Raw genomic sequence first — 24,371 nt, 5'->3', positions numbered from 1 at the left:
GCTGACAAAGGAGAGCAGGCGCGCACCTTGCCCGGTCGGGCAGGGATTTCGCTTGCGGGACGTGGCTGGATGGGAGACAGACTTGCCTGTTTGATCGAGGCGGCGGGATGCGAAATTGCCGATGCGCGATGCCCGCCGGCGAGGGTGTCTGTCTCGCTCGTCTGGACATGGAGAGGAACGTCACCCGATGCCGCGTTTTGCTGCCAACCTGACCATGATGTTCAACGAGCACGCGTTTCTCGACCGGTTCCAGGCGGCAGCCGATGCAGGCTTCGAGGCCGTCGAGTTCCTGTTTCCGTATGACCATCCGGCGGAATTGCTGGCGGAGAAACTGCAAAGGGCCGGACTTTCCCAGGCGCTCTTCAACATGCCCCCCGGCAACTGGCACGCCGGCGAACGCGGGCTCGCGGCAGTGGCGGGTCGCGAGGAGGCGTTTCGTGCATCCGTCGACACCGCCCTCGGCTATGCGAAGATCATCGGTTCACCCTTGCTGCACGTGATGGCGGGCTTGGCCGACCGGCGTGACACGGCTGCTATGACACGCTATCTCGACGCATTGCGGTTCGCATCCGATTGCGCCGCAGACGCCGGCGTCGGATTGGTCATAGAGCCGATCAATCGACGTGACATGCCGGGTTACTTCCTCGACGACTTCGACGTCGCACTCGACATTGTCAGGAAGATCGACTGTCCAAACCTACGCCTTCAGTTCGACATCTATCATCGCCAGATCCTTCATGGCGATGTAATCATGGCCCTTCGCAGCATGATGCCGTGGATTGCCCATATCCAGGTTGCCTCCGTACCGAAACGCAACGAGCCGGGGACGGGTGAACTGAACGATGCGCTAATCTTCTCCGAGATCGACGCTCTTGGTTATGACGGCTTTGTCGGCTGTGAATACCGCCCGGCCGGCAGGACGGAAGACGGGCTTTCCTGGCTGAAGGCCTGGTAAATCCCGACAGGGCCTCGGGTTTCGGTGTCCTTACCTGTTCCTTGCTCTTCTTGTGGCATGGCGTTCGTCATGCGGGTTTGCATCCACGGCTTTCCCTAAAGCAGTGCGTATCTGCGCCTTTCGGCGCAGCAGCGATTAGTCTTTCCCGAAGACCTTCGCCCCTCTGGCTGGCACTTCATCCGGAAAGGGGGCTTGTCGCTTCCGTTCTCTCGCCGAAAACTGCTCTGCAAGCCGGTCGATCCACGCCTGCTTTTTGGTCGAATATCTCCAGTGCGGACGGAAGTGGTTGGAATGAAAATCGAAAGGTTGTCCGACTATGACGACAATTCGACCATCGGTGCGGATCTCGTCATCATCGGGGGTGGCCCGACCGGATTGACGATCGCCGCACAGTGCGCGCGGGCGGGCCTAAAAGTGCTCGTCGTCGAAAGCGGTTTGGAAGTTGAGAACCCGGACCATTCCGCGCTCAATGCGGTGGAGTGTGCAGGCGAGCCGCGAACCGAGGCGCAGCGCCGGAAGCGCGTGGAATTTCACGGCCCGCAAGCTCCCTTCTGGAAGGAGGATGTCCAGTCCTTCGGCGTGCGTTGCCGCGCGCTTGGCGGCTCGACCCATGCCTGGGCAGGAAAATCGGCTCCTTTCGACGAAATCGATTTCGCCAGCCGCGACTGGGTTGCCAACTCGGGTTGGCCGGTTGATCGGGACCAGATCGAACCGTGCATCGAGCGCGCCATGGCGGTGCTCAATCTCTGCCCCGACAACCCGCCGATCCGGTTCGCGGGGGAGGGGCTGAATTCCTTCTACTGGCAGTTCGCCCGTTCGCGCGTCGACCGGATGGACGTGATGCGTTTCGGCCGGGAGCTCCTGGCGCAACGACCCGCCAACACGCATATCCTGTTGGACGCCTCCGTCACCCATATAGGCCTCAGCCCGGATGGCGCGCGGTTCTCGCACTTGGATGTGTCGAGCATTGGCGGCAGGCGTGCCCGGGTCGAGGCGAAATGCTGCGTGCTGGCGGCGAGCGGCATAGAGAATGCGCGCCTGCTTCTTGCCTCGAACGACGTCCACGGCAACGGCATCGGCAATCATCATGACGTGGTCGGACGCTATCTCATGGATCATGCCGCGTCCCGGGTCGGGCGCATACCGACCGAGCAGATGGCAGTCCTTGCCAAGCTGTTTGGTTTCTACGGAATTCGACACAAGGGCCGGGCCCACATGTTCATGCACGGGCTTGCGCTGTCTCCGGAAATGCAGGAGCGAGAGCAGCTGCTCAATGCTGCGATCTATTTTTCGACCGAACGGGCGCCTGACGATCCCTGGGATGCGCTGAAGCGGCTGCTCAGGCATCGCAGCGAGGCGGTGGGGCGTGATCTCCTTTCGGTGGCCGGCGGTTCCGGCCTTCTCGTCAAAGGGATTGGTATGAAAGTTCTGGCCGACGAGCGGACGCCCAAGGCCTTCAAGGATCTCGTAATTAATACCGCCATTCGGTTCTCGCCGAACATGGTGGCGAACGAGTTCCAGGATCACGGGCTGCCGCACAAGCTTGCCGGGCTTCGGATCGAAGCAATCTCCGAGCAGGCGCCGAACCCCGAAAGCCGGGTCAGCCTCGGGACGGGCAAGGACCGGTTCGGCGTGCCGGTTGCGAAGGTCGACTGGCGGATCAACGATGCGGAACGCCGCACCCTGCTGCGGCTCGCCGAGCTTTCCCGGACCGCGCTCGCCGGCGCCGGTTTGCCGGTGCCGGTGCTGGAAGACTGGGCCGCCGACCGCAGGCCGGAGGACATCGTCATCATCGACATGGCGCATACGCTTGGCACCACCCGCATGTCGGCCGATCCGCGGACGGGCGTCGTCGATCCGGACTGCCGGGTCCACGGCTTGCCCAATCTCTACGTCGCCGGCGGCTCCGTCTTTCCGACCAGCGGGCACGCCAATCCAACCTTGATGATCCTCGCTTTCGCGATCCGATTGGCCGACCATCTCAATGCGGAACTCTGGCGTCCCTAGCCTTCGGGTACATCGCGAGAGGTGCCCGCAACGTTCCGCTCCGTTCTTAAGATTTTTCGAAATGGAGTGGCCGATCGCGGCTTTGGCAAGACCTGGTTAAGGTTTTCTTTCTATTAACGAGACTGGTGTGACAGCTTGTGTGATGGTCTCGCGTAGCATGCAAAATCCCTCCTCCCGTATTCCGAATTCCAATCCCGACGCCATGGCACAGGACAGCGAGCCGCCGCATACGGTTCGAGGGCCGCAGGTGCATCCGCACGTCCAGGTCGCGGGTGAGGGGATGGTGCCGCAGCCGGTCACGGATGCCGTCATTCTGGATCCGGAAAAGCTGCCGACCTGGCAGCGCGCCTTCATTCTTGGACCGAATGTGCGCTTCACCCGCACCCCGGGTCCGACCTACGCAAAGCGCGAGGCCGAGGGGGCAGGAGAGGTCCCGCCGGCGGTTGACTCTTCCAGCAGAGGCGGCGCGGCGGCTGTTGTTGGCGAGACGAATGGCGTTGCCGGCAGCTACATCATCGGCCGCGGCAATCCGGTCTGGACACCGCCCGGTCAGGCCGCGGCTTCGCCCGTCGGTGACCTTCAGCGACAGATCGCACAGGCGCTTCATCAGGGAGAGGCGTCACCCGCCGCCGCTGGATCGAAAGCCACGTCCGGCCTCATTCTCCCGCCGCGGACCGGTGCCCCCCTCCGGGTGCCGCCGCGTGGCGCCCACACAATTCCTCGCAACGAACCCGTACGCCCGACCGTCAATATGCCACCGCCTGTGATTGCGCCTGCCGTTGTCGTTACGTCTGCGGCGCCGCTGGTCCCGCATATCGAGCAGGTCGTTGCCCCCGCGTCCGCTGCCACAGTCTCCCCGACGCGCCTGCTGGCCGAGCCACAAAGAGTTTCCGCCGCCGTGACGCCTCAAAAGACTACTCCCGTCCGCCCGTTTGCCGGCATTCCGGATCATCTGCTCTGGGAAATGATGAGTCTTGGTGCGTCCGACAGTGCGCCAACTCATGCAGCATCGCGCGTTGCGCGAACCACGCCGATTGCACCGTCGGTGCCAAGCCCGCCGATCGAGAGACCGGCGCCGATTACGACGCCTGTCGCGGCGGTCAAACCCGTCGTCGGTGCCGTAATCCGGATGACGCTTCCGCCCGAGCCCGTGGCGGACGTGTCGTCCGCGCCGGTCATGCCGACCGTGCCGCAGGTGTCTTCCGCACCGTCAACGGTGCATCTCTACCGGCAAGTTGAAATGAGGGCGCCTCTGAGGAGCGAGCCGGTCGCAAGTGCCGGGGAGCCTGATCTTGCAGCGGTTCCGGTTGCGACTGAGCCGGTTCCCGCAGTCGAGCCGGCTCCGGTTGAATCAGTGGCCCTGCCGCAGACGCCCGCCCCGGTCGAGACGAGTTTTCACGCACATTCCGCACGCCGTTCGCTCGGCCCGCTCTCTTTCGTCCAGACGGAAGACTATCTCTTCCCCGCAGTCGATCTACTGCAGTCGGCGCTGCCGCGGCTGGCGGGACCGATGAGCCAGGATGCGCTGGAACAGAGTGCCGGCCTGCTTGAGAGCATTCTCGAGGATTTCGGGGTCAAGGGCGACATCATCGACGTGCGCCCCGGTCCTGTCGTCACGCTCTACGAATTCGAGCCGGCACCGGGCGTCAAGTCCTCGCGCGTCATCAATCTCGCGGACGACATCGCCCGTTCGATGTCGGCACTTTCGGCGCGTGTCGCCGTCGTGCCCGGACGCAATGTCATCGGTATCGAGCTTCCCAATGTCGAACGCGAAACGGTGTTCCTGCGCGAATTGATCGAGAGCCACAGCTATGTCGGGACCGACTATCGGCTGCCGCTCTGCCTCGGCAAGACGATCGGCGGGGAACCGGTGATCGCGGAGCTCGCCAAGATGCCCCACTTGCTCGTCGCCGGCACCACCGGCTCGGGCAAGTCGGTCGCCATCAACACCATGATCTTGTCCCTGATCTACCATCTTCGGCCGGAGGAATGCCGCCTGATCATGGTCGATCCGAAGATGCTCGAACTCTCGGTCTATGACGGCATTCCGCATCTCCTGACCCCCGTCGTCACCGATCCGAAGAAGGCGGTTCTGGCGCTGAAGTGGGCCGTGCGCGAGATGGAGGAGCGTTATCGCAAGATGTCGCGGCTCGGCGTCCGCAATATCGACGGTTTCAACGCCCGCGTGGCGGAGGCTCGCGACAAGGGCGAGACGATCATGCTGAGCGTGCCCTCCGGTTTCGACCGGTCGACGGGCGAGCAGACGTTCGAGGACCAGGAACTCGATCTGACGGCGCTGCCCTATATCGTGGTGATCGTCGACGAGATGGCCGACCTGATGATGGTCGCCGGCAAGGAGATCGAAGGCGCGATCCAGCGGCTGGCGCAGATGGCGCGCGCGGCCGGCATCCACCTGATCATGGCGACCCAGCGTCCTTCGGTCGATGTCATCACCGGCACGATCAAAGCCAATTTCCCGACCCGTATTTCCTTCCAGGTGACCTCCAAGATCGACAGCCGGACGATCCTCGGCGAGCAGGGCGCCGAACATCTGCTCGGCCAGGGAGACATGCTGCACATGGTGGGCGGCGGCAGGATCGCCCGCGTGCATGGTCCCTTCGTGTCTGACCATGAGGTGGAGAAGGTCGTCGCACATCTGAAGACGCAAGGGCAGCCAGCCTATCTCGGCAGCGTCACCGAAGACACCGAGGACGGTGCCGGTGAGGACGACGAAGACACGGCCGTCTTCGACAATACGGCGATGGGTGCTGAAGACGAGGGCGACGATCTCTACGAGCGAGCGGTCAAGATCGTCCAGCGCGACAAGAAGTGCTCGACGTCGTATATCCAGCGCCGGCTTTCAATCGGCTACAACCGTGCCGCTTCGCTAGTCGAACGCATGGAGCAGGACGGCCTGGTCGGCGCGCCGAACCATGTCGGCAAACGCGAGATCCTTGGCCCGCGGTCGCAGGGCGCTGGCGGAGAAGAATAGTTGTCGAAGCGGCCGGTAGGTCCCCGTGGGCTTTCCGGCCACGCCGACCCAAGCCGTCTTTGGGACGGGTAGATACCCGACCCACACCCGTCACGGCCCAATATGCCCCTTTCAGGAACCAAGTCAGTCGCCCGGAGTTAGTCTCTTGCCCCAAGGGCAATTCGAGACAAATTCTGAAAAAGGAGAAATCAAATGATTTCCGCTGACCAGATTCGTGAACACATGGAAGTGCGTGCGTTTGATGGCGCCCATGTTGGCACTGTCGATCATCTCGAGGGGTCGAGCCGCATCAAGCTGACGAAGACCGATTCCCCGGATGGCAAGCATCATCTCATCCCGCTCGATTGGGTCGACCACGTCGACGAGCACGTGCATCTCACCATAAGCGCCGACGATGTTGCGCGGCAGTGGACAGTCCTGAACTGACGGCGAATAGCCTTTCCAGGTGTCCTCTGGAATAGTGATACGAACATCTTTCGCGAGGCGGCCTTGTGCCGTCTCGCATTTGCCAGCATCCGTTCAGAGCCTACCGCGGGAGGGAAGATGCCTCCCAACGGCGCTGTGTCCAATTCCCGGGTCGGCTTGGTCGGGCCGGTCCCTGTCTCATCCCTCGTCCGCTCGGCCGAAAATGGGAGTTCTCATCTACCTCAATGTGACGAAGCGGTGCCCCTCAGGGGCAATTGCATAGTTGCACTTTGACGGGCAGCTTTGGCGATAGCTGGAGGTGAGACGAAATGTCATTGTTTTCCGATAATGTCGCACAGCGGCATGCCAACATCTCTTCCGTGAAGAGAAGCGGAAGCCGTGGCGGAAAACGCGCATTCGACATTATCTTTTCTCTTTCGGCTCTTCTCTTCCTGTCCCCCGCATTGATCTTGATCGCGGCGGCCCTGTTGCTCGTTGATGGCCGCCCGATCATTTTTCGCCACAAGCGCGTCGGTCAGAATGGCCGAACCTTTCATTGCCTGAAATTCCGCACCATGCGCCGCGATGCGGACAGGGTGCTGGCGGATCTGCTTGCAACCGACCCCGCGCGCCAGGAGGAATGGGCCCAGACCCAGAAACTGCAGGGAGATCCGCGCGTGCATTGGCTGGGCAAGTACCTGCGCATGACCAGTGCCGACGAACTGCCTCAATTGTTCAATGTGTTGCGCGGTGAGATGAGCATCGTCGGTCCCCGACCTATTGTCGCGGATGAACTCGAGCGCTACGGCCCGCAGATCAACTGCTATCTCGCGATGACGCCCGGTATCACCGGGCTGTGGCAGGTTTCGCGCCGTCCGGACACGACCTACGAGGAACGCATCCGTTTTGACGTGGACTATTATCACAAGGCCTCGTTCTTCACCGATATCGGCATCATCGTGAAGACCGTCGGCGTTGTGCTCTTCGCGCAGAATGAGCGCTGAGCCGAGCAGGTCCAGGACTTCGGCCCACGGTTCCATCAGCCCATAAGGATCCATCAACACCGCCCTGAACGGCATTCACTCGTTCAGACGCCGGTGTCGCATGCCGTGACGGAAACCGGAGGGCGGCTCGGCTTCCAGTCTCGACACTCGCGTCTCGCCGTGGAGGGCTGGCAGCTTGCCGTCAAGGTAATGGCCGCGACGGGGGCGCGGCCAAGGATCGCGTGATACATCATCCGTGCATTGCGGGCTCAGGGCCGCCGGAAATAGAAGCCGGTGCTCTCGCTGGCGCCGAGCTCGGGATGGGTTTCGATCGTGTGCGACAGGGTCGGTATCGTCCAGCGATCCATCATCTGGTAGCCAAGCCTCGACAGCTCCGCCATGAAGCCGGCATCGTTGCGGATCTGGTAGGGGACGGTGACATCCTCGAAGCGCTGCAGCGTGAAGACCGTCGGGCCCTGGCGAAGGGCGACCTTGTTGAGGATCACGTGTTTCGGCAACTCAGGAAGGCGCGACAGGAGCGATGTCAGCGGGACGTCCAGATACTGCAAGAGGCCGGATCCGATGAAGAGGTCGGGTGCCCCGGCGTCCTCCATGCGCTCGACGAAGCGCAGTCTGTCGAGGCCATCCAGTTCCGCCCGGCGACGGCCGGCCCGAACGATCGCCGGCACGTCGTAGACCACCCAGTCGACCTCCGACTCGATCGGCAGCAGATTGCGGAAGGCGCGGAACTTCGTGCCCATGTGACCGCCGGCATCCACCAGCAGGTCGATCTCCGGCAGGAGACGCGACAGCCAGAAGAGGACCGGATAGTCCCAAGGCATGATTTCGCACATCCGTTCGAATGCCACGTCCGTCAGGTCTTCGTGGTCGAAGCCGATCTTGCTGCCGGGTCTACCCGCAGCAACGGCGAGGTCGTAAGTGGCATAGGCACCGGAAAACTGGGGCGGGAAGGGGGACAGGAGTTTCATCCGCCCGCCCGCAATGCGCAGCGGTTCCATCCCCCGCCGCAGCCCGTGGGCCAGGGTCCGGATCGAGTTTGCCGCTTCGGAGCTCATCATTGCCATGTCTGTTCCCCTTTCCTGGCCGCCTGCGATTATCTGTCGCCAGAGGGCCTCATGAGTTGTTTTGTCTGAAAGCTGGCGCGGCGGACACGACCGCCATTCTGTGGAAGAGTATAAGAACCGCCACATAGACCAGCGCACCTGCAAAGATCTCGAAGCCGCTTGTGAAGGCGCTCGGCATCAGATCCGGCAGGGCGATAAAATCGATCGCGGTATCCGCGGCCAGCATGGCCGCGAGGGCGACGAAGGTTGGTCCGCTGCGCCGCGTGATGCCGATCCAATCGAGACCGCCGTGGCGTTGCTGCAGGCGGATCATGGTCGCCAGCCAGAAGGCACCGACCAGGCATTGCCCGACAGCGAGCGGTATCAGGCCGAAGGGGGCGAACATGACGATGAACAGGATGGCCACGGAGCCATTTGCGAGCGCAATCGGCGGAAGGCGCCTCAGTTCACCGACCATCGAAAGCAGCGGTTCTATGATGCTCGACGGTATGAGCAGCATCTGACGCACGGCCAGGATGCTGACGAGCACAGCCGCGGGCATCCAGTTCTCGCCTAGCACGAAATGCACCAGCGCACCGGAGGCAAGGGCAAGGCAGAGGTAGAGCGGAGCGGCGAGCGCGATGAAGCGCACGAGGAATGTATTGGCCGCCCGGGCAATGATTGCCGCATCATCGCCGGCTTCACGGGGGTTGCGTTCGCGCGCACGGCGAAAGACGACCCAGGAAAGCATGCGTGCCGGCTCGGCCACAAGCTCTGAGATGCCGGAGACAATACGCTCGGCGGCCCGATAGTAACCAGCCTCGGACAGGCCGAGAAAGCTCCCGACGGCGAGTGTGGCAGAGTAGGAACGCAGGAAAAAGATCAGCCGGTTCGCCAGAATATGCCTGGAGAAGCCCAGGACCTCGCGGAGAAATGGACGGGTCATGCGCAATCGTGGCACCCAGCCCACCGCAATGGCAGAGCTCAAGAGCGTGATCGATTGCATGGCGAGCCGTCCCGCAAAGAGTGCGAAGATGTTCCATCCTGCCCACAGGCCGAAAGCCACGAAGACGAGGCCGAAAAGTTCGGCAGCAATGCGGATGATCGCCTGGGTCCTCAACCGGCCGCGTGAGATGAGAATTGCATCGTAGATCGTGGAAAGAGCAGACAGGAAGATCAAAACGGAGAAGATACCCAGCACCTTTCCGGGGACGGGATCGGCGAGCCAGAGGGTCGTGACAACGGCTCCGGCCAAGGTTGCCACGGACACGATGCCACCGGAGGCGATTGCTGTGGTGGCAATCTTGTCCAGTTCGGCCTCTGTGTCGTGAGACTTCAGCAGGAATTCCCCCCAGCCACCTTCCGCCAGAACGATCAGCATGACCAGAAAGGCCGAGATGAACGCGAAGAACCCGAATTCGGCGGAGGTCAGGACGCGCGCGGCAAGAATGAAGATCGCAAGCTGCACCACCTGGGACGTGCCCTTGGCGGCGATGGTGAACATGCCGTCGCTGACGAGCTTCGGCAGGCGGGCGGAAACGGCTGAAAGCAGTTTTCGCAGGCGCTGATTCAGCCGTCGAAACATCGTACTCATTGCAACTCTTCCGGAAGTCCGATCGCATCCTCGCGACTGCCGATTCCGGCCCTGATATTCAACGTGCTTTGTTTTCGACAGAATTTGCGCGCTAATATCGCATGCGCAGAAGGTAGCCGGCTCTGCGCGGCGGCGGGACGAACGGCGGGAATGAGGAGAAGGTCAAGTATGATTGGCCGGTCTGGGTGGCATCTGAAATACAGCCTTCGTTGGCTTATCATACTGTTCTGCCTCGCCGTTTGGAGCATCGTGGCATTCCTTTTATTCTGTTGAGGCGCCAGTCGTCGCGGCGCTGGGGCGACCGCTCGGCCACGGATCGTTCATCCTTGCGACGATCCCGAGACAGTCTTCAGCGGCCGGTGATTCGCGCCCGGATGCCGTTCTTTCCATCGGCAGCCGCGTCGGCACGGTCGTTCCGTTTCGCCTTTTCCACCTCTATTGCACTCATGACGCTGCCAGCCGTGACGGCAATTTTCAATTGATCATGGCGGCATCCGGCTAGTCACAATGGCGTAGGTCCATCGGCCGGACCGGCATGCCACGCAACCACCGCTCCATTCCGGGGCGAGGGTTTCGATCATGTCCATGCGATTGAAAGGGAGCCATTCAGGCGTGGGGCGTTGCGGGGCGGTTCGCTTCCGAGAGGATCCGGCCGTAAAGTGAGATCAACGCCTCGATCCAGGTGCTAGCCGTGTGTGCAAGGCCGGATGCCTCATGCCGGCAGTTCAAGCTCATGGTTCGGATGAGTTCGTCGTCGGAGGCCATGCGTCGCAGACCGTCGGCCAGAGACTCCACGCTGCCGTTCTTGAAATTCAGTCCGCAGCCCTGTGCGGCGATCTCCTCCGCAAGCAGGGCCGAGTCCGGCATGATCACCGGTATGCCGCTGCCGATGGCTTCGATCGCCGCCAGCCCGAACGGTTCGGGCACGCGTGACGAGATGACGATCGCGCGAGCGTCTCGGACGATCTCGCGCAAACCTTCCCTCGACTGCCAGCCGTGGATGAAGATTTCGGGATAGTCGTGCTCGAGCATCGCACGGCCTGCCCCGTCGCCGATGACGTGCAGCCTGGCGTTTGCCAGTCGCGCCGCCTTGGCCGCCTCCTCGAAGCCCTTTTCCGGTTCCAGCCGACCGATGAAGTAAAATGTGCGCTGGGTCCAGGGAGCCAGTTCCTCGGTGACGAAAGGGTCGGCCGGATTGCGGATGGTGTCGACGTGCTCGATGTTGATCCCGCATCGCTCGAAGATCGCCCTCATCTGTTCGTGGACGACGACGATATTCGCCGGCATGTCGTGGGTCGGATAGAAATGCTCGCGCAGGAAATGCCGCGCGGACCGCCAGAGCTTTTCGTGATACCCGCGCTTGTCGCACTGGGTCATCAGGCACTGCGCCGACATGGGCTTCAGATCGCAGATCGTCTGCGTGCGGTAGTTGGCGAAGCCGCCGTTCGGGCAGGCGAGAAAGTAGTCGTGGGCGTGAAGGATGGTGCGTTCACGCACGTCGGAAAGAGCGCGGAAGATCGAGGGTGACAGGATCTTCGACCAGCCGTGGACATGATAGATCGTCGAGGGAGTATCTTCGGCGGCTATCAGGTCATGGAGGACCTCGTAGGCCTTCGAGTTATAGATGCCGCCGGCGAAGGCGGCGAGCCTGCCCTGCTGGGTCAGGGGCGTGCCGGCAAGGTTGATGGTATCGTTCGCGGGTTTCAGCGAACCGGGATGGTCGCCGGAGACATAGGTCACCTTCACCCCACGGCTCTCGAGCAAGCCGGCCGAAAGGATGGCGAGGTTCGATGCGCCCCCGACGGTGGTCGAACGGTCATTGATGATCACCACGCGGTCCGGCTGATGCGCCATGGCGCTAGTCCAATCTCTCGACATTCTGCGGGGCGAGCCGCCCGACCACGAGATCATAGATGGCCAGCAGGTTTCCCTTGAGGCGGCCCTTGCGATCGATCCATGGTTCGGGGCGCCAGATCCTTGCCAGATTTGCGATGATGTTCCGCGTCATCTGGAGAAGGGCGCGGCGGCTGCTCATCGTCTCCTTTTGCATCAGGTAGACCGGATTGGCGATCTGCGAGTAGCCGAAGCGCGTGCCGGAGGTTCGCCCAACCTTTGTTCCGAGATGGACGCCGATCAGCCTCGGTGAAGATACGACGCGCCCGTAGCGTGCGGCACGCCTGCTGAAGTCGACGTCCTCGAGCCAGCCGTAGAGTGGCAGGTTTTCGTCGAAACGCAGGTCGCCGATCCGCACGGAGGACATTCGCACCGCCATGTTGCAGCCATAGGCGTTATAGACCGGCATGGCGGGCAGGCTGCTCTTCGGCCCCGGATCGCGTTGCAGACGCTCCATGCCTTCCTCAACCGACATTCCGGGACCGCCGATGCCGTCTGCGATGACCGTCCCCGTGCAGATGTCGATGTCGGGATACTTCGCGAACAGCCTCTCGGTTTCCGCGAGATATGAGGGCGACATCAGGAAATCATCATCAAGGAACACCACGATGTCGGCGTCCGGAACGGATTCGAGGATATGATTGCGTTGCCGGCAGCTTCCCCGCTCGGATATCAGGATGCGTACCGGGCTGGGGATTTCCACGATCCGGGCCCGATCCACGTCGGCGGGAGTGGCTACACAGATGACGATCTCGTCCGGCAGGCGCGTCTGGCGTGCGATATAGGGCAGGGCGGATGCAAGAATTTCCTTCCGTCCAGTGCTCGGTATGCCGACGACGAGGGTAAGGGGGTGGGCGCCGGTGTCATGTCTGGAGTTCGCAGACGAGAAGTCAGGGCGAAGGGTCATCTGCCTGTGCCTCTGTTGTGCGTCGGGTTCCAGCGCGGAAGCCGGCTGCGGTTCGCGATTACGCCCAGCAGGGCGATGCGTGATTTCCCGAATGTCGTCAGCGCGTCGGCAAGACGCTCGATCGTCATCTTGTTCGAGTTTCCGAGGACCAGTACGATGCCGTCCAGATAGGTGCAGATCGCCCGGGTGTCGGCCGAATCCTCGAAGCCCGACATGTCGACGATGATGACCTTGTACTGCCGGCGCAGTCTAGCGATCGCTTCCTTGAGGGCAGAGAGGTGGCCATAGCGCTGATGCGGCGGGGCAGCTTCCCTGGTCCGTTCGATCGTCAGCAGCGGCAATGCGGACGCGACTGTCTCGCCGCTCTCCGCCTCCGGATGATGGTCCTTCTCTCTCGGCGAGAAGGCCACCTGCCGGTAGACCTTTGAACCGGACAGGGCTGCCCCTTGAGCGAAGGCTGCATGTTCGTCGACATCGGACAGCTCGATGGTTTCCATGCCGAAGTCGGCGGCGGCACTGGCTGCCAGGCGCGAGAGCCTCGCCCCGACAAAGTCCGCGTCGATGAGCAGAATGGACTGTCCTTCGTTCTGATAGAGTTGCGCAAGGTTCGTTGCGATCGTCGTCTTGCCTTCGCCGGACCCCACAGAGGTGATGCCGATCACCACGGAACCGTTGGCCGGGATGATGGAATCGAGCGAGTTTTTCACGCTTCTCAAGGCTTCGGAGAAGCGGGAATACGGTGTGTCGAGGATAGACCGCAATGGCAGGAGCGTGGTCGGCATGTCCATCCGGCGGTTGTTGGCATGGGCATCGTAGAGCGGGACATGTCCGAGCGAAGTAATCCCGAGTTCACGCTGCAGGATCTCGCTCGAGCTGGTTCGCCTGTCGAGGCCGGCTCGGAGTATGGTCACCAGCATCCCGCCGGCAAAGCCGAGCATCATGGAGAACGGCAGAATGATCGACGGCTTCGGCCATATCCGTCCGAAGGGGGCGGTTGCGGCTGTCACGATACGGGCCTTTCCGAGCGGGAAGGACTGGGTCTGCAGGGTTCCAACGAATTGCTGCAGGATGCCCTCATACAGACGCCGGTAGGTATTGGCACGGCTCTCGATTTCGGCAAGCTCGACGCGTGCGATGTTCTTGTCCGCGCCCCTTTGCGTGGCGGCCTTGAACTGCTCCTCCGCCAAGTGTTCGCGGGTGCGGGCCTCTTCGAGATTCGATTTATAGACGGCTTCCAGCCGGCGCAACTCGCCGTCGATCGATGCCTGGAGGCGAACGATGTCCGCTTCGGCGGCCGCGACGGCGGGATTTCCCTCGCTATAGCGGCCCTTCAGCCCTTCGAGCTTCGTTTGTGCAGCCCTCATGTCATCACGCAGATTCTGGATCTGCGGATTGTTGAAGGCTTCGTCGACTGCCCCATCGGACGCACCGCCACCAATGAGGCGCTGCAGCGTCGTCAGCTTCGCCATTTCCGCCGCCGTGGCGGCGCGTGCCGCCAGCATCTGGCTGCTGACTTCGGAGAGTTGCTGCTGGTCGAGCGACGAGGAGTTGCCCATGGCGGTGATGTCGTTGCGATTGCGGAATTCTTCGGCCGCCATCGCCGCCTCGCGGGCCTTATGGCCCACCTCGATCAAGCGGCTCTCCAGCCAGGTTGCCCCTCGCTTGGCGGCATTGGCGCGGTCATCCATGCCGTTGCGGATATAGGCTTCAGCGAGCGCGTTCGCCGTCCGCGCCGCCTTCTGCGGATCCGACGACATGTAGCCGATTTCAAGCACGTAGGACTGTCCGACGCGGCGCACCGAGACGCGCGAAAGGAAACCGCCCATCGTCCTGCGCATGAGTTCTTCTTCGCTGGAGGGAGCGGTGTCTTCATCCTCTCCGCCCGAGAAGAAGCTGAGGACGGAGGTCAAGGCACCGCGAATGCGCGACTGCCAGGAACGGCCGTTGACGATCTCCGGATCTTCCGTAAGGTCAAGCTGACGAATGACGTCCTGGGCGATTGCCTCGGACTTGACGATCTCGACCTGGCTGGCGATCTCAGCGGCCTCGATAATGACGGCCCCTGTCGAGGTGTCCTGCGACACGATCCGCCCCTGTTCCGGGTCCATGACGAGCCGAGTTGTTGCCAGATAGGTCGACTGGGCGGACAGCACATAGATGCCGCCCAGCACGGTGCCAGCGGCGGTGAATGCCCCAAGCAGGATCATGTTCCGGCGCAAGAAGGACAGGAGGTCGCGGAAGGAGACATATTCCCTCTGTGCACCGTCTTTCCTGTCGGTGTGGGACCTCGTCTCAATGTTTCCGAACTCATGGAAGCCCATATGCATCACCCTGCTTTCCTGGATCGCTCGTTCTTCTTATTGGGACTGCCCCGTGTCGGTGGACAACTCGACGGGGTCCGCCATCGCGGCGGAGACGTCATAGCGGACGTCGAGCACGTCGCCGGGCTCAAGTGCTGCGGTCTGCTGGATCCTGAACGGGGAACGAACGTCGCCCTTACGGGTTACCCAGTATTCCACAGGCTGGAGCGCGGTTGCCTCGAGGGCCTTGTAGCGTGACACCGAGGCGCCGCTTGCTTCCAGCAGCTGCATGGTCGTGTTGCGCTTCAGCTTGGTGTCCTCGATTTCCGCCTCGACCTCCTGGAGGTCCCGGCCGGCCTGCGTGCGGCGATCCCCCTTCAGGGTCAGCGCATCGCGCTGCGTTTCGCTGAGCTTCTGCTTAGCCCTCATGGCTGCAACCACGAGATCGAGCTTGTCGCTGCTGAGATCCGCGACAACTCGTTCGAGCGAGGTTTCGCGCGACCTCGCGAGGGTTCCCGTGTCGACAAGCGAAGCGATGCTGGACAATTCGTCCTGGGCGATCTTGATCTGCCGGTCCTGGACGACCGTCTTTTCTTCCAGAACCTTGATTTCGTTCTGGAGGAGTGACTGCAGCTCATCGAGGGATTCGAGCTGGTGCTTGAGGGCTTCGGCCCGGGCGATGAAGAGGCTGTTCTCGCTCTCGGTGATCGGCCGACCGGTGGTCTCGTCCGTCACCCGCGCGAGCTCCTTGGGGAAGTTGACCGCAGGAAGATCACGCATCTCGGCATCCAGACGGGCTCGCTTGGCGATCAGTTGTTTCAACAAGAGTTCGTAGCGATTGAGCTCGCCGAGATAACGGATCTGCTCCAGTTCCGAATAGCCGGTCGGGTTGGACTTACGTTCCCGTCCCCCGGCCATGGCGACGGCCTGCATGGCGGTCAGGCCGGGTTTAAATTCCATTTCGCCCGGGCGGTCGACGACGCCCGTCACATAGATCATCGGATAGCGGACGACTTCGACCGTGGCGACCGGCGGCGCGGACAGGCCGGTCTTGTCCTTCAATGTGCGGGAAATGCGTTCGGCCACTCCGGACGTGGTGTCATCCGCGACGACGATCTCGCCAAGAAGCGGAATCGAGATGGTTCCGAGCGGAGATACCGAGTATTCACCGTTCAGCGCCGACCACTCCTTGTATTCGCCGGTCGAGGCAACCCATTCGACAATCGTCACCTTGATATGGGTCTGGGGGCGCAGGCGGTAGCTATCGTTCGCAGCCGCGGCCTGATCTGCTGCGACGGCGGGCGGCAGGACGAGGCCGATCAGCAGGCATCCCAGCGCCATCCTGTTCCGGCGGGGAGACGGTAGCTGCTTTCCAAGAGGCAAAATCGGCATAGCGTAACCTCACGCTTTCGGCCGCCCGAGCCGGATCGAAGCGGGCCGGGCTTGAGCACTGTCAAAAACGATAATCAGCGCAATCCGAGATGAGTAAATCCCCTGCGGGTGTGGCCGGGACTAGTCCCTTTTGGCAGACAGGCTTAGTCTCTCACCCCAATCGGATGATGCTGCGTCGATGATCGCGTTAAGCGACTACCCGATCGGTCAATCGGCCGGTGCTGCTTGCTGCGGTCCTCTCACTTTGGCTAGGGTTGCAGACCTAAGGTGGTCCTGTGCCGAAGGATCACGGCCCATCTATTATGCATCTCCATGCTCGGGAGTGGGGACGTGAAATGCGGGTCGCAATCGTTCACTATTGGCTCGTGTCGATGCGCGGCGGCGAGAAGGTCGTCGAGGCATTGTGCGACATGTATCCGAATGCGGATATCTTCACGCTGGTCTATGACGAGACCCAGGTCTCCGAGAAAATCCGGCGCCACAGGATCATTCCTTCATTTCTGCAGCGTATTCCGGGGGCGGTGAAGCGATACCAGTCGCTTCTGCCGCTGATGCCGTTCGCGCTCGAGAGCTTCGACCTTCGCGGCTATGACCTTATCATCTCCAGCGAATCCGGACCTGCCAAAGGCATCATTCCGCCGCCGCATGCGGTCCATGTTTGTTATTGCCACTCGCCCATGCGGTATCTGTGGGACCACTATCACGCCTATCGCAGCCACGCCGGACGTACGGCGCGGTTCCTGATGCCGATCCTCGCGCCGCTCCTGCGTTCCTGGGACGCGAATTCGAGCCTGCGGGTCGATCGGTTCGTGGCCAATTCCCATCACGTCGCCGGCCGTATCGACAAGTATTATCGACGCACGGCAACCGTTGTCCCACCGCCGGTCGCCGTCGACGAGTTCGCGCCCACAAACGAGCTTGAGGATTTCTATCTCTGCGCCGGGCAGATCGTGCCCTACAAAAGGATCGATCTCGCCGTCCAGGCCTTCACGGAAATGAAGCGAAACCTGGTGGTCATCGGCGACGGCGCGAAAGGCGACATCGATGCGCTGAAGCGCATGGCGGGCCCGACCGTACGCTTTCTCGGGCGTGCCTCCTTTCCGGTGCTCAAATCAAAGCTGGCGCGGTGCCGCGCCTTGATCTTCCCCGGCGAGGAAGACTTCGGGATCGTGCCGGTCGAGGCGATGGCCAGCGGCCGGCCGGTGATCGCCTTCGGCGGTGGCGGCGCACTGGAGACCGTAGTGCATGGCCATACGGGGTTGCTGTTCGACGAGCAGACGGTCGAGGCGCTGGTCGACGCCGTCAATCTCTTCGAGCACGGCGACTACGAATTCCGGCCCGATGTTATTCGCATGCATGCCTCGCAGTTCAGTGTCACGAAGTTTCGCAGCAGCATGCAGAAGATCATCGACGAGGAGTTGGCTTCAAGGCGGAGGGTTGCTCCAAGCGACGCAAAGATCATGGCTGTACCACGTACCTACAACGGCGAGACGCCGATACCCTTGCATTGAGCCCCCTGTCGTCCGGACCACGCAAGGAGTGATACCATGACCCTGATACTGAAACGGTATGGCGAGCTCGACAGGCATGGAATGGCAGCCTGGCGACGACTGCCGCGTGCCCCACGATATCTTCTGTTTGTTCCCTGCCTGCTCGAATATGCGCTCTTCTACCTTGTCGGGTTTGGCCTCCTGGGTGCTATCCTTCTCCTGATGCTTGTCGAAGCGCGGCTGGTGCGAGAGTAGCGATCTGGCGCGCATCTTATTCTGGTTGTTGCTGCCAGAAACTAATAGATTCCACCATTACAGAAGTCGGACAGCATTCGGCCCCGATTGATCAGGGTAGATCCCTTGTCATTCGGGGCCGTATCTTGGTTCGTCGATGGTGCTGCCTGGGCGAACTCGAGCCTTCGCTGCACCATTCGACCGATTCTATTGATGCCTGCCAGTATCTGCAGCGATCACTTGAGCTTGAAGGCGACTTCCGTGCGGTTCGTCGCGTTCAGCTTCTTCATGATGTTGCGGATGTGAACCTTCACGGTGCTTTCGCAGAGGTTCATCTCGTAAGCGATGATTTTATTGGCCTTGCCGCGGCGCAGAGCTTCGGCAACTTCGATCTCGCGGGGAGTGAAGGTGTCGTTCGAGTAGCTGGACCCGGTGACGACCGAGGTCAGCACTTCCTTCATGGCGAGAATGCTGCTTGCGGGGATGAACACCCCGCCTGCACGTGCCAGCGCAATGGCTTCCGCCGCCACGCTGATGTTGACACTGGTGGGGATGTAGCCACGGGCGCCGCATTCCACCGCCTTCAAAATGTCGCCGAGATCGTCGGAGTCGGCGATGACGATGACCGAACTTTGCCTGAATGCTTCCGCGACGCTCGTGATTTTCTCGCAAGAGCCGGCTTCGGTCAGTTTCTTGCTACCGAAGACGAGAAGGATGGCGGAAGGGTCGTCATTCATATGACGTTTGCGCCATTCTTCTATGGATCCGGCCGTAATGATGTTCATGGCCGGGTTGTAGGTCGACAGGCTCCGAGACAGGCATTCCCGGTCCAGAGCGCGGGGGTCAATGATAAGCACGTATTCATCCATCTCCTCTTCAGCATTCGCGCCGACGGTCAACGAAGTGATGGATTCAATTTCCGATTTCTGAAGCGGTAATATTCTCTCCGGAGTCATTGTGTGCGTATTCATCTGCATCTCTCCTACCCTTACAATGTGATGCATTGTTATTTTTGCTATCGTTGCCGCAACCAATGTCCGTTTTCGTGTTTTGAATGTGAAAGTGCTTATCGGCCTTCTGGTCTTGGTGCGCGATAGATGGGGTAAGAATTTCATAAATTGATAATGGTCGCATTAACGTGGGTTAATTATTACCTAAAAAAGGGTAGTATTTCTGCCTCAATTTCTTGTGTGTTGCCTCATTTTGATAGATTGTAACCCAAAATGATTAGTGTTTAGCGCAGCGACGCGCCCTCGAATTAAGAATACCGGGTTACGCTGGCTAGTGATCCAGCGAGAGATGTTTCCGGAGAGTGGCGTGAGGGCGGTGGCCAGGGCTAACTGATGTAGTTCGTCAGGTAGCCCGGATCGAATTCGACGATGTCCGCAAGTTTGTTGCGGTTGAGGAATTCCACGATCCCGTTTCGGAACGACAGCAAGCCGTTCACCCGCATGTCCTTTAGGACCCTGTTGATGTGCACCGTCGACAGGCCGACAGCATCGCCGATATCCGACTGCTTGAGGGGACATTCGAACCCGTCGAAATTAGGCCGAGGGCTCTGTCCGGCGCGGATCGCCAGCTCGAGCAGCAGATGACCGGTTCTCTCGAGCGCATCCCTGCGTCCGATGTTTGCCAGGCGCTCGGCCATCCGTGCCTGTCGCCTCATCATCTCGACGATGATGATCAGGGAGAGTTGCGAGGAGAGTTCGGATCCCTTGCCGGACCAATGTCCGATGAATTCATAGCCGGTGACTGTCGATACTGCCTGAACCGTCTCTTGGGCCAGCGCAGAGGATACGGACGAGAGCATGTCGCCGCGCAAGGCGAATTCGGTCACGATTCGCGTTCCATTGGACAAGTGCTTGCTTGAAAGCGCCCAGCCATTGTTAATGAAAAGGATACGGGACACGTCACTGTCGGGTTCGAAGATCGTGGCGCCGGCGGGATAGGTCCGCAAAAAGGCGCCGGCTACCTTCGAGCCGTTCTTACTGTATTGAAAGCTTACGGTCTGCCTATTGTCCGACAGATCATCGACTGCCATCCAACCACCCACCCGCTCTTACCCATCAGCACCACTATTTATATCAGAAGATGCTGGTTTAAGATACCCGTTTGAACTTAATGGTAGAGTGACAAAAAAATCTCGTCACTGCGTATTCTTGGCCAGTGACGCACCTGGTCAAACCAATTTTGGGTGCGATCTAGGTTTCGAGCGCGAATGGCGGTTCCAGCCATGCCGGTTGCAGCGACTGCTTTGCCTGGTCGGCATCGTTTTGGCTCATCTCCCCGAAAAGGACCTTTCCGCTACGTTCCAGGAGAGCGGCTTTCATCGTGGCGACGCCGGCGAATGCCGCGGCAACGCGTGGCGCATGGTCGGTCCGGTCTATTCCCTGGCGCAGGGCGGCATCGACGAGCGCTGCAAGACGATTGGGCGTCGCGAGTTCCCCCTTGGCGAAAAAGGCTTCCCTTGCCACTGACCGAAAGAAGCTTTCCACCTTGGAATCCCACCCCAGTCCGACATGGGGGATCGCCATCGCGTAGGCGGCGATACAGGCATGCAGGCGATGGGCGATGATGCCGGACGTCGATCCGATGATATCGACCAGCTGCTCTGGCAAAGTCGGGCGATCCGCAAGCTCGAGCTGTTCCGTCCCTCTGAGGGGAGCCAATTCGCTGCTGGAGAATATCTGCTCCGCAAAGGCCTGGTCCTCGCGGGCGCCGTTGGAGAACAGCCGAACGCGATGGCCCTGCCGGACAAGGAGGCGGACGAGTTCGCTGTAGTCGTCGACCGTTCGCAATCCGATCTCCGCGCTATTCTTGTCGGCGTGATGAACTAGGATGATCGGGTCGGTGACGCAGACGCCAATGACATTCCCCGCATCGTACTGCCGACCCTGCGCATTTGGTGGGAAGCTGCGCCCGGTCAAAAGGCCAGGATCGGGAAGCACGATCGGTACCGGTCCCTCCGGGAAGTGGCGGATCCAGTTGGCGCGGGCCGTCTCGTCGCGGACCGACATGTGGACGAGCCTCGCCTGATCAATGCGCGAGAAGAGAGAGTGGGCCTGCGCGGACCAGTGTCCGCTGACACCGACGGCATAGACGGCAAGCGGTAGGCCGCGCCTGCGCACGCAGTCCGCCAATGTGCCGACCTTCAGGGGAAAGTTCAGGTCGTCGTCCTGCAGAAGATTGCCGCCACCAAGTACCACCGCGTCGGCCGTGGCGAGCTTACGGTCCCATTCCTGGCGGAGCTCCGCCAGCTTCGAACGGAGGGCCAGGTGCACCGCGAGCCGTCGCACGAAGGGAGGAAGCGTGTGAAGGATCCGAATGAAACGGCGGCGATTCCGGCTGGTGGTCCCGAATTCCCTGCGGCCGGCGAGGTCGATCGTTTCCACCTCGATGTCCGACTGTTCCGACAGGGCCGTCTCCATGCATGCGGCCAGAAGCCCGTCTCCGAGGTTTTCACTGAACTTCACATTGAAAACGACGAGCTTCATCGGACGCTCTCCGGGGCCGGGTGGTGGTGACGGCCAGGTGTTGTGGAATAGAGGGTTGTTGCGGCAGGCAATCTGAAAGCGCCGAGCGCAACGGCGCTGCCTGCGAGAACGAAGAACATCATGCCGAGGTCGTAGACCGTGCCCGACACGAGAGCTGCCGCCAGAACGGAGACAAGGCCGATCTTGGCGGCTCGAATGGTTGCGGTAGTGACGTCTTCAACGCCCTGGTGCGTGGAGGGGGAAGGCGACAGCAGGACCGTGCCGGTGAAGATCGCGAAGAGCACGACGCCAAGAACGCCGAGGTTCGACATGAGAACAAGCAGGTAGCTAGAGGCGCGCGCACTGCCCAGGCCGGCTCCCCACCCGAAGGTGTCGAGGAATGCCTGATAGGCCATCGCGTTCCACATGGCGCGTTCGCGCCCGGACTGGCTGTCGGCCTTGGACAACAACATTTCATGCATGAAGTCCTGCAGGCTGTCGGTGGCTGCCGGAAATAGGGTGGCAAGGGTCAGCGCGATCGCTGGGATGACCGCAAGGCTCACCACCAGAAAGGCGGGGCGACCTGTCCTGGGGGTGTGCATCGATGTCACTGCAGTGCGGATCCACAGGAGGGTCAGCACAATGCTCACTCCGATCAGTGCTGTCGCAGAGGTGGACAGGAGCAGAGCCGCGAGCAACAGAGCCGCAATAATTCCCGTTTTCCCAGGTTTCACGCGGTCCAGCCAGAGACTGGCCGTCACGCCAAAGAGCACAAGTGTATATTCGGAGAACGCCGACGCCTCGGGAAAGGACCCGGAAATGCGCTTCAAGCCACCTTTCTCTGCCGCTGTCAGCATCGCATAATTGGCGGTGCGGACGAAACTCATGAGGTATTCGGTGCCGGTGAAATAGGTCAGGACGTCGGCGAGCGCGAAACCGAGATCGAGCATGGCCACCGCAAGGATGGCCTTCACCAGATGCTCCGGCCTTCCCGCATGACGGAAATAGGCGAATGTCGCGGCAAAACAGACGAGGCCGCCAAGCGCGTAGACCGATTGCGTGATGTTGTTGGAGGTGAAACGCAACGGTGTGAGCGCGATGACGTTTCGTGCCCCTGCGACCCGCTCGACCGTCATCGTTTCGGTCATGCCTTCGAACAGCCCGGGGAACCATACCGCGCTTAACAGCCCGAAGGCCGTCAGCGCAAGCAGCCAGAAACCGGGGCGTCCGGGTGCAAGTGCAGCCAGCATCTGGCCCTCGCCGCAGGCCATAAAGACACGTAGTGTGAAAAAGACGAGAAAGAGGCTCGGCACCAGAACGGAGGCGCCGCCCAGCGCAGGCAGTCCGATTGCCGCGGCTGCGCCAAAGGCGGTGGAAAGGACCATCACGGGAAAGGCCCAGGTCACCGGTGCTGCGAGGATGATCAGGCCTGCGACGAGGGTGATCAGTCCCATAAACTGAAAGCTCATCTCATCTTGCGCCCTGTTCGCTGTCGAAGGCCGCCAGGCCCCTGACCGTACACCGGCCATTCAACGCATTGCCAATGCTCGGTAAATTATCATGCGACGGGACCGACTGTATTTACGTCTCAAGCTAAGCCTTTTTCGGTAGGGCACGAACCGAATTTGGCGGTAGTCCGCTAGAGGATCCCCACGCTATGCAGCGCGGATGATGTTGTACTCCGCCCTCCGACGCTGCATGTCGTCTTCCTCACGCCGCATTTCCGGGGTGCGGCTCGCCGTAGCTTTGGGATTGGTGCTTGCCCTTGGCGGCGGAGCCACTGCCAATGGCGACGCTCCCGGCGACAGCGGAGATGCCATCGATCCCGATCGGATGCCGCTTGCGTTTTCGGATGATTTCGATGAGCTCAGTGCCTCCGAATGGGGACCGGGTACGCGGTGGATCGCTCACACGCCCTGGTCGGGAGATTTTGGAGGTGCTCGGTTCGGCGCGCCCGGGCCGAAAGGCCCGTTCTCCATCCAGAACGGCGTCCTTCGTATCGAAGCGCGGCGGGATGCGGAGGGAGACTGGCACTCGGGCCTGCTGGCCTCGGTGGATCCCAAGGGCAATGGATTTGCGCAGCAATATGGCTATTTCGAAATGCGTGCGCGTCTGCCGACGGGGCCGGGGCTTTGGCCTGCCTTCTGGCTGATCGGCAAGGATCGCAGCAAGTCGACCGCAGAGATCGATGTCCTCGAATACAACGGGGACAAGCCGGGCGCCTATTCTTCGGTCGTGCATGTCTGGTTCAGGGACGACCGGCATTATGTCAAGGGCACCCGGGTCGAGGCCTTTCGCGATGCAGATCCCGAGGAATTCCATACCTACGGCGTGAAGGTCGATCCTGCCTTCATCCGCATCTACTTCGATCGCAAGCTTGTCTGGAAGACGGAAACCCAGGCGGAACATCGCCAGCCGATGTATATGCTGCTCAATCTTGCCCTGACCGACGGTCCGACCAAGGACGCGGCGCCCAACCCCTCCCACATGTTTGTCGACTACGCCCGTGCCTACAGGCTGAACTGACCAAGGCGGGCAGGCCGGCCGGCGCGGATTGCGCTGGTGCGGCCTGTGCCTCCTTGCGCAGGCTCTGGCAGTCCGGTGATCGCTTGGCCATCCGACACGGCGACGGGTGAAATTGGGTCGGCTCCCTGACCAAATGACTTAGGTCAATGATCCCGA

18 protein-coding genes are annotated in these 24,371 nt (G+C 61.3%); 8 read left to right on the top strand and 10 right to left on the bottom strand.

Features of this window, described 5'->3' with window-relative positions; translation table 11 throughout:
* Positions 1-187: 187 nt before the first annotated feature.
* The 5 genes from otnI (at position 188) to ACX93L_RS20945 (ending at position 7,363) form a co-directional block, all read left to right on the top strand.
* Complete coding sequence (gene otnI / locus ACX93L_RS20965) at positions 188-955, top strand: 2-oxo-tetronate isomerase (protein WP_459406648.1); 768 nt, start codon at positions 188-190, stop codon at positions 953-955.
* Between the two features lie 291 nt (positions 956-1,246).
* Entirely contained in the window at positions 1,247-2,962 is a 1,716-nt protein-coding gene (locus ACX93L_RS20960; protein WP_459406647.1) for an FAD-dependent oxidoreductase, read from the top strand.
* Between the two features lie 157 nt (positions 2,963-3,119).
* Positions 3,120-5,954: a DNA translocase FtsK gene (locus ACX93L_RS20955; RefSeq protein WP_459406646.1), complete on the top strand. Its 2,835-nt coding sequence runs from the start codon at positions 3,120-3,122 to the stop codon at positions 5,952-5,954.
* 192 nt (positions 5,955-6,146) lie between these two features.
* Entirely contained in the window at positions 6,147-6,380 is a 234-nt protein-coding gene (locus tag ACX93L_RS20950) for a DUF2171 domain-containing protein (protein WP_459406645.1), read from the top strand.
* Between the two features lie 308 nt (positions 6,381-6,688).
* On the top strand, positions 6,689-7,363 hold the full coding sequence (locus ACX93L_RS20945) for a sugar transferase (RefSeq protein ID WP_459406644.1): 675 nt from the start codon (positions 6,689-6,691) through the stop codon (positions 7,361-7,363).
* Between the two features lie 248 nt (positions 7,364-7,611).
* On the opposite strand, the gene ACX93L_RS20940 is transcribed toward ACX93L_RS20945, so the two are convergent.
* From ACX93L_RS20940 to ACX93L_RS20915, 6 genes are all read right to left on the bottom strand, one after another.
* Positions 7,612-8,427: a methyltransferase, TIGR04325 family gene (locus ACX93L_RS20940; protein ID WP_459406643.1), complete on the bottom strand. Its 816-nt coding sequence runs from the start codon at positions 8,425-8,427 to the stop codon at positions 7,612-7,614.
* A gap of 49 nt (positions 8,428-8,476) precedes the next feature.
* On the bottom strand, positions 8,477-10,000 hold the full coding sequence (locus ACX93L_RS20935; protein WP_459406642.1) for an oligosaccharide flippase family protein: 1,524 nt from the start codon (positions 9,998-10,000) through the stop codon (positions 8,477-8,479).
* Positions 10,001-10,606: 606 nt separating this feature from the next.
* Complete coding sequence (locus ACX93L_RS20930) at positions 10,607-11,854, bottom strand: glycosyltransferase family 4 protein (RefSeq protein ID WP_459406641.1); 1,248 nt, start codon at positions 11,852-11,854, stop codon at positions 10,607-10,609.
* 4 nt (positions 11,855-11,858) lie between these two features.
* Positions 11,859-12,800, bottom strand: coding sequence for a glycosyltransferase family 2 protein (locus ACX93L_RS20925; RefSeq protein WP_459406640.1), 942 nt, complete (start codon positions 12,798-12,800; stop codon positions 11,859-11,861).
* A complete protein-coding gene (locus tag ACX93L_RS20920) occupies positions 12,797-15,127 on the bottom strand; it encodes an exopolysaccharide transport family protein (protein ID WP_459406639.1) in 2,331 nt (776 codons plus the stop codon). Before ACX93L_RS20920 ends, ACX93L_RS20925 begins: the two co-directional genes overlap by 4 nt.
* A gap of 30 nt (positions 15,128-15,157) precedes the next feature.
* Positions 15,158-16,441, bottom strand: coding sequence for a polysaccharide biosynthesis/export family protein (locus tag ACX93L_RS20915; protein ID WP_459406638.1), 1,284 nt, complete (start codon positions 16,439-16,441; stop codon positions 15,158-15,160).
* A 386-nt stretch (positions 16,442-16,827) separates the two neighbouring features.
* Here ACX93L_RS20915 and ACX93L_RS20910 point away from each other — a divergent pair, with 386 nt between their 5' ends.
* Both ACX93L_RS20910 and ACX93L_RS20905 read left to right on the top strand, forming a co-directional pair.
* Positions 16,828-18,003: a glycosyltransferase gene (locus ACX93L_RS20910; RefSeq protein ID WP_459406637.1), complete on the top strand. Its 1,176-nt coding sequence runs from the start codon at positions 16,828-16,830 to the stop codon at positions 18,001-18,003.
* A gap of 36 nt (positions 18,004-18,039) precedes the next feature.
* On the top strand, positions 18,040-18,237 hold the full coding sequence (locus tag ACX93L_RS20905; protein WP_459406636.1) for a hypothetical protein: 198 nt from the start codon (positions 18,040-18,042) through the stop codon (positions 18,235-18,237).
* Positions 18,238-18,452: 215 nt separating this feature from the next.
* Here ACX93L_RS20905 and ACX93L_RS20900 read toward each other — a convergent pair whose 3' ends face one another.
* The 4 genes from ACX93L_RS20900 to ACX93L_RS20885 all read right to left on the bottom strand — a co-directional run bounded on the left by ACX93L_RS20900 (position 18,453) and on the right by ACX93L_RS20885 (position 23,158).
* Positions 18,453-19,187, bottom strand: a complete 735-nt coding sequence (locus ACX93L_RS20900; protein WP_459406635.1) for a response regulator transcription factor — start codon at positions 19,185-19,187, stop codon at positions 18,453-18,455.
* A gap of 365 nt (positions 19,188-19,552) precedes the next feature.
* Entirely contained in the window at positions 19,553-20,257 is a 705-nt protein-coding gene (locus tag ACX93L_RS20895) for a Crp/Fnr family transcriptional regulator (RefSeq protein WP_459406634.1), read from the bottom strand.
* Between the two features lie 160 nt (positions 20,258-20,417).
* Entirely contained in the window at positions 20,418-21,710 is a 1,293-nt protein-coding gene (locus ACX93L_RS20890) for a polysaccharide pyruvyl transferase family protein (protein ID WP_459406633.1), read from the bottom strand.
* Positions 21,707-23,158 (bottom strand): hypothetical protein, encoded by a 1,452-nt coding sequence (locus ACX93L_RS20885; RefSeq protein WP_459406632.1) that lies wholly within the window; start codon positions 23,156-23,158, stop codon positions 21,707-21,709. Before ACX93L_RS20885 ends, ACX93L_RS20890 begins: the two co-directional genes overlap by 4 nt.
* Before the next feature lie 229 nt (positions 23,159-23,387).
* Between ACX93L_RS20885 and ACX93L_RS20880 the strand changes: the two genes are divergently transcribed.
* Positions 23,388-24,215, top strand: coding sequence for a glycoside hydrolase family 16 protein (locus ACX93L_RS20880; RefSeq protein WP_459406631.1), 828 nt, complete (start codon positions 23,388-23,390; stop codon positions 24,213-24,215).
* Positions 24,216-24,371 lie beyond the last annotated feature (156 nt).

The sequence above is a fragment of the Rhizobium sp. CAU 1783 genome (genome assembly GCF_054551725.1).
The sequence above is the reverse complement of the archived record's forward strand: the minus strand, read 5'-3'. Positions and strand labels throughout refer to the sequence as shown.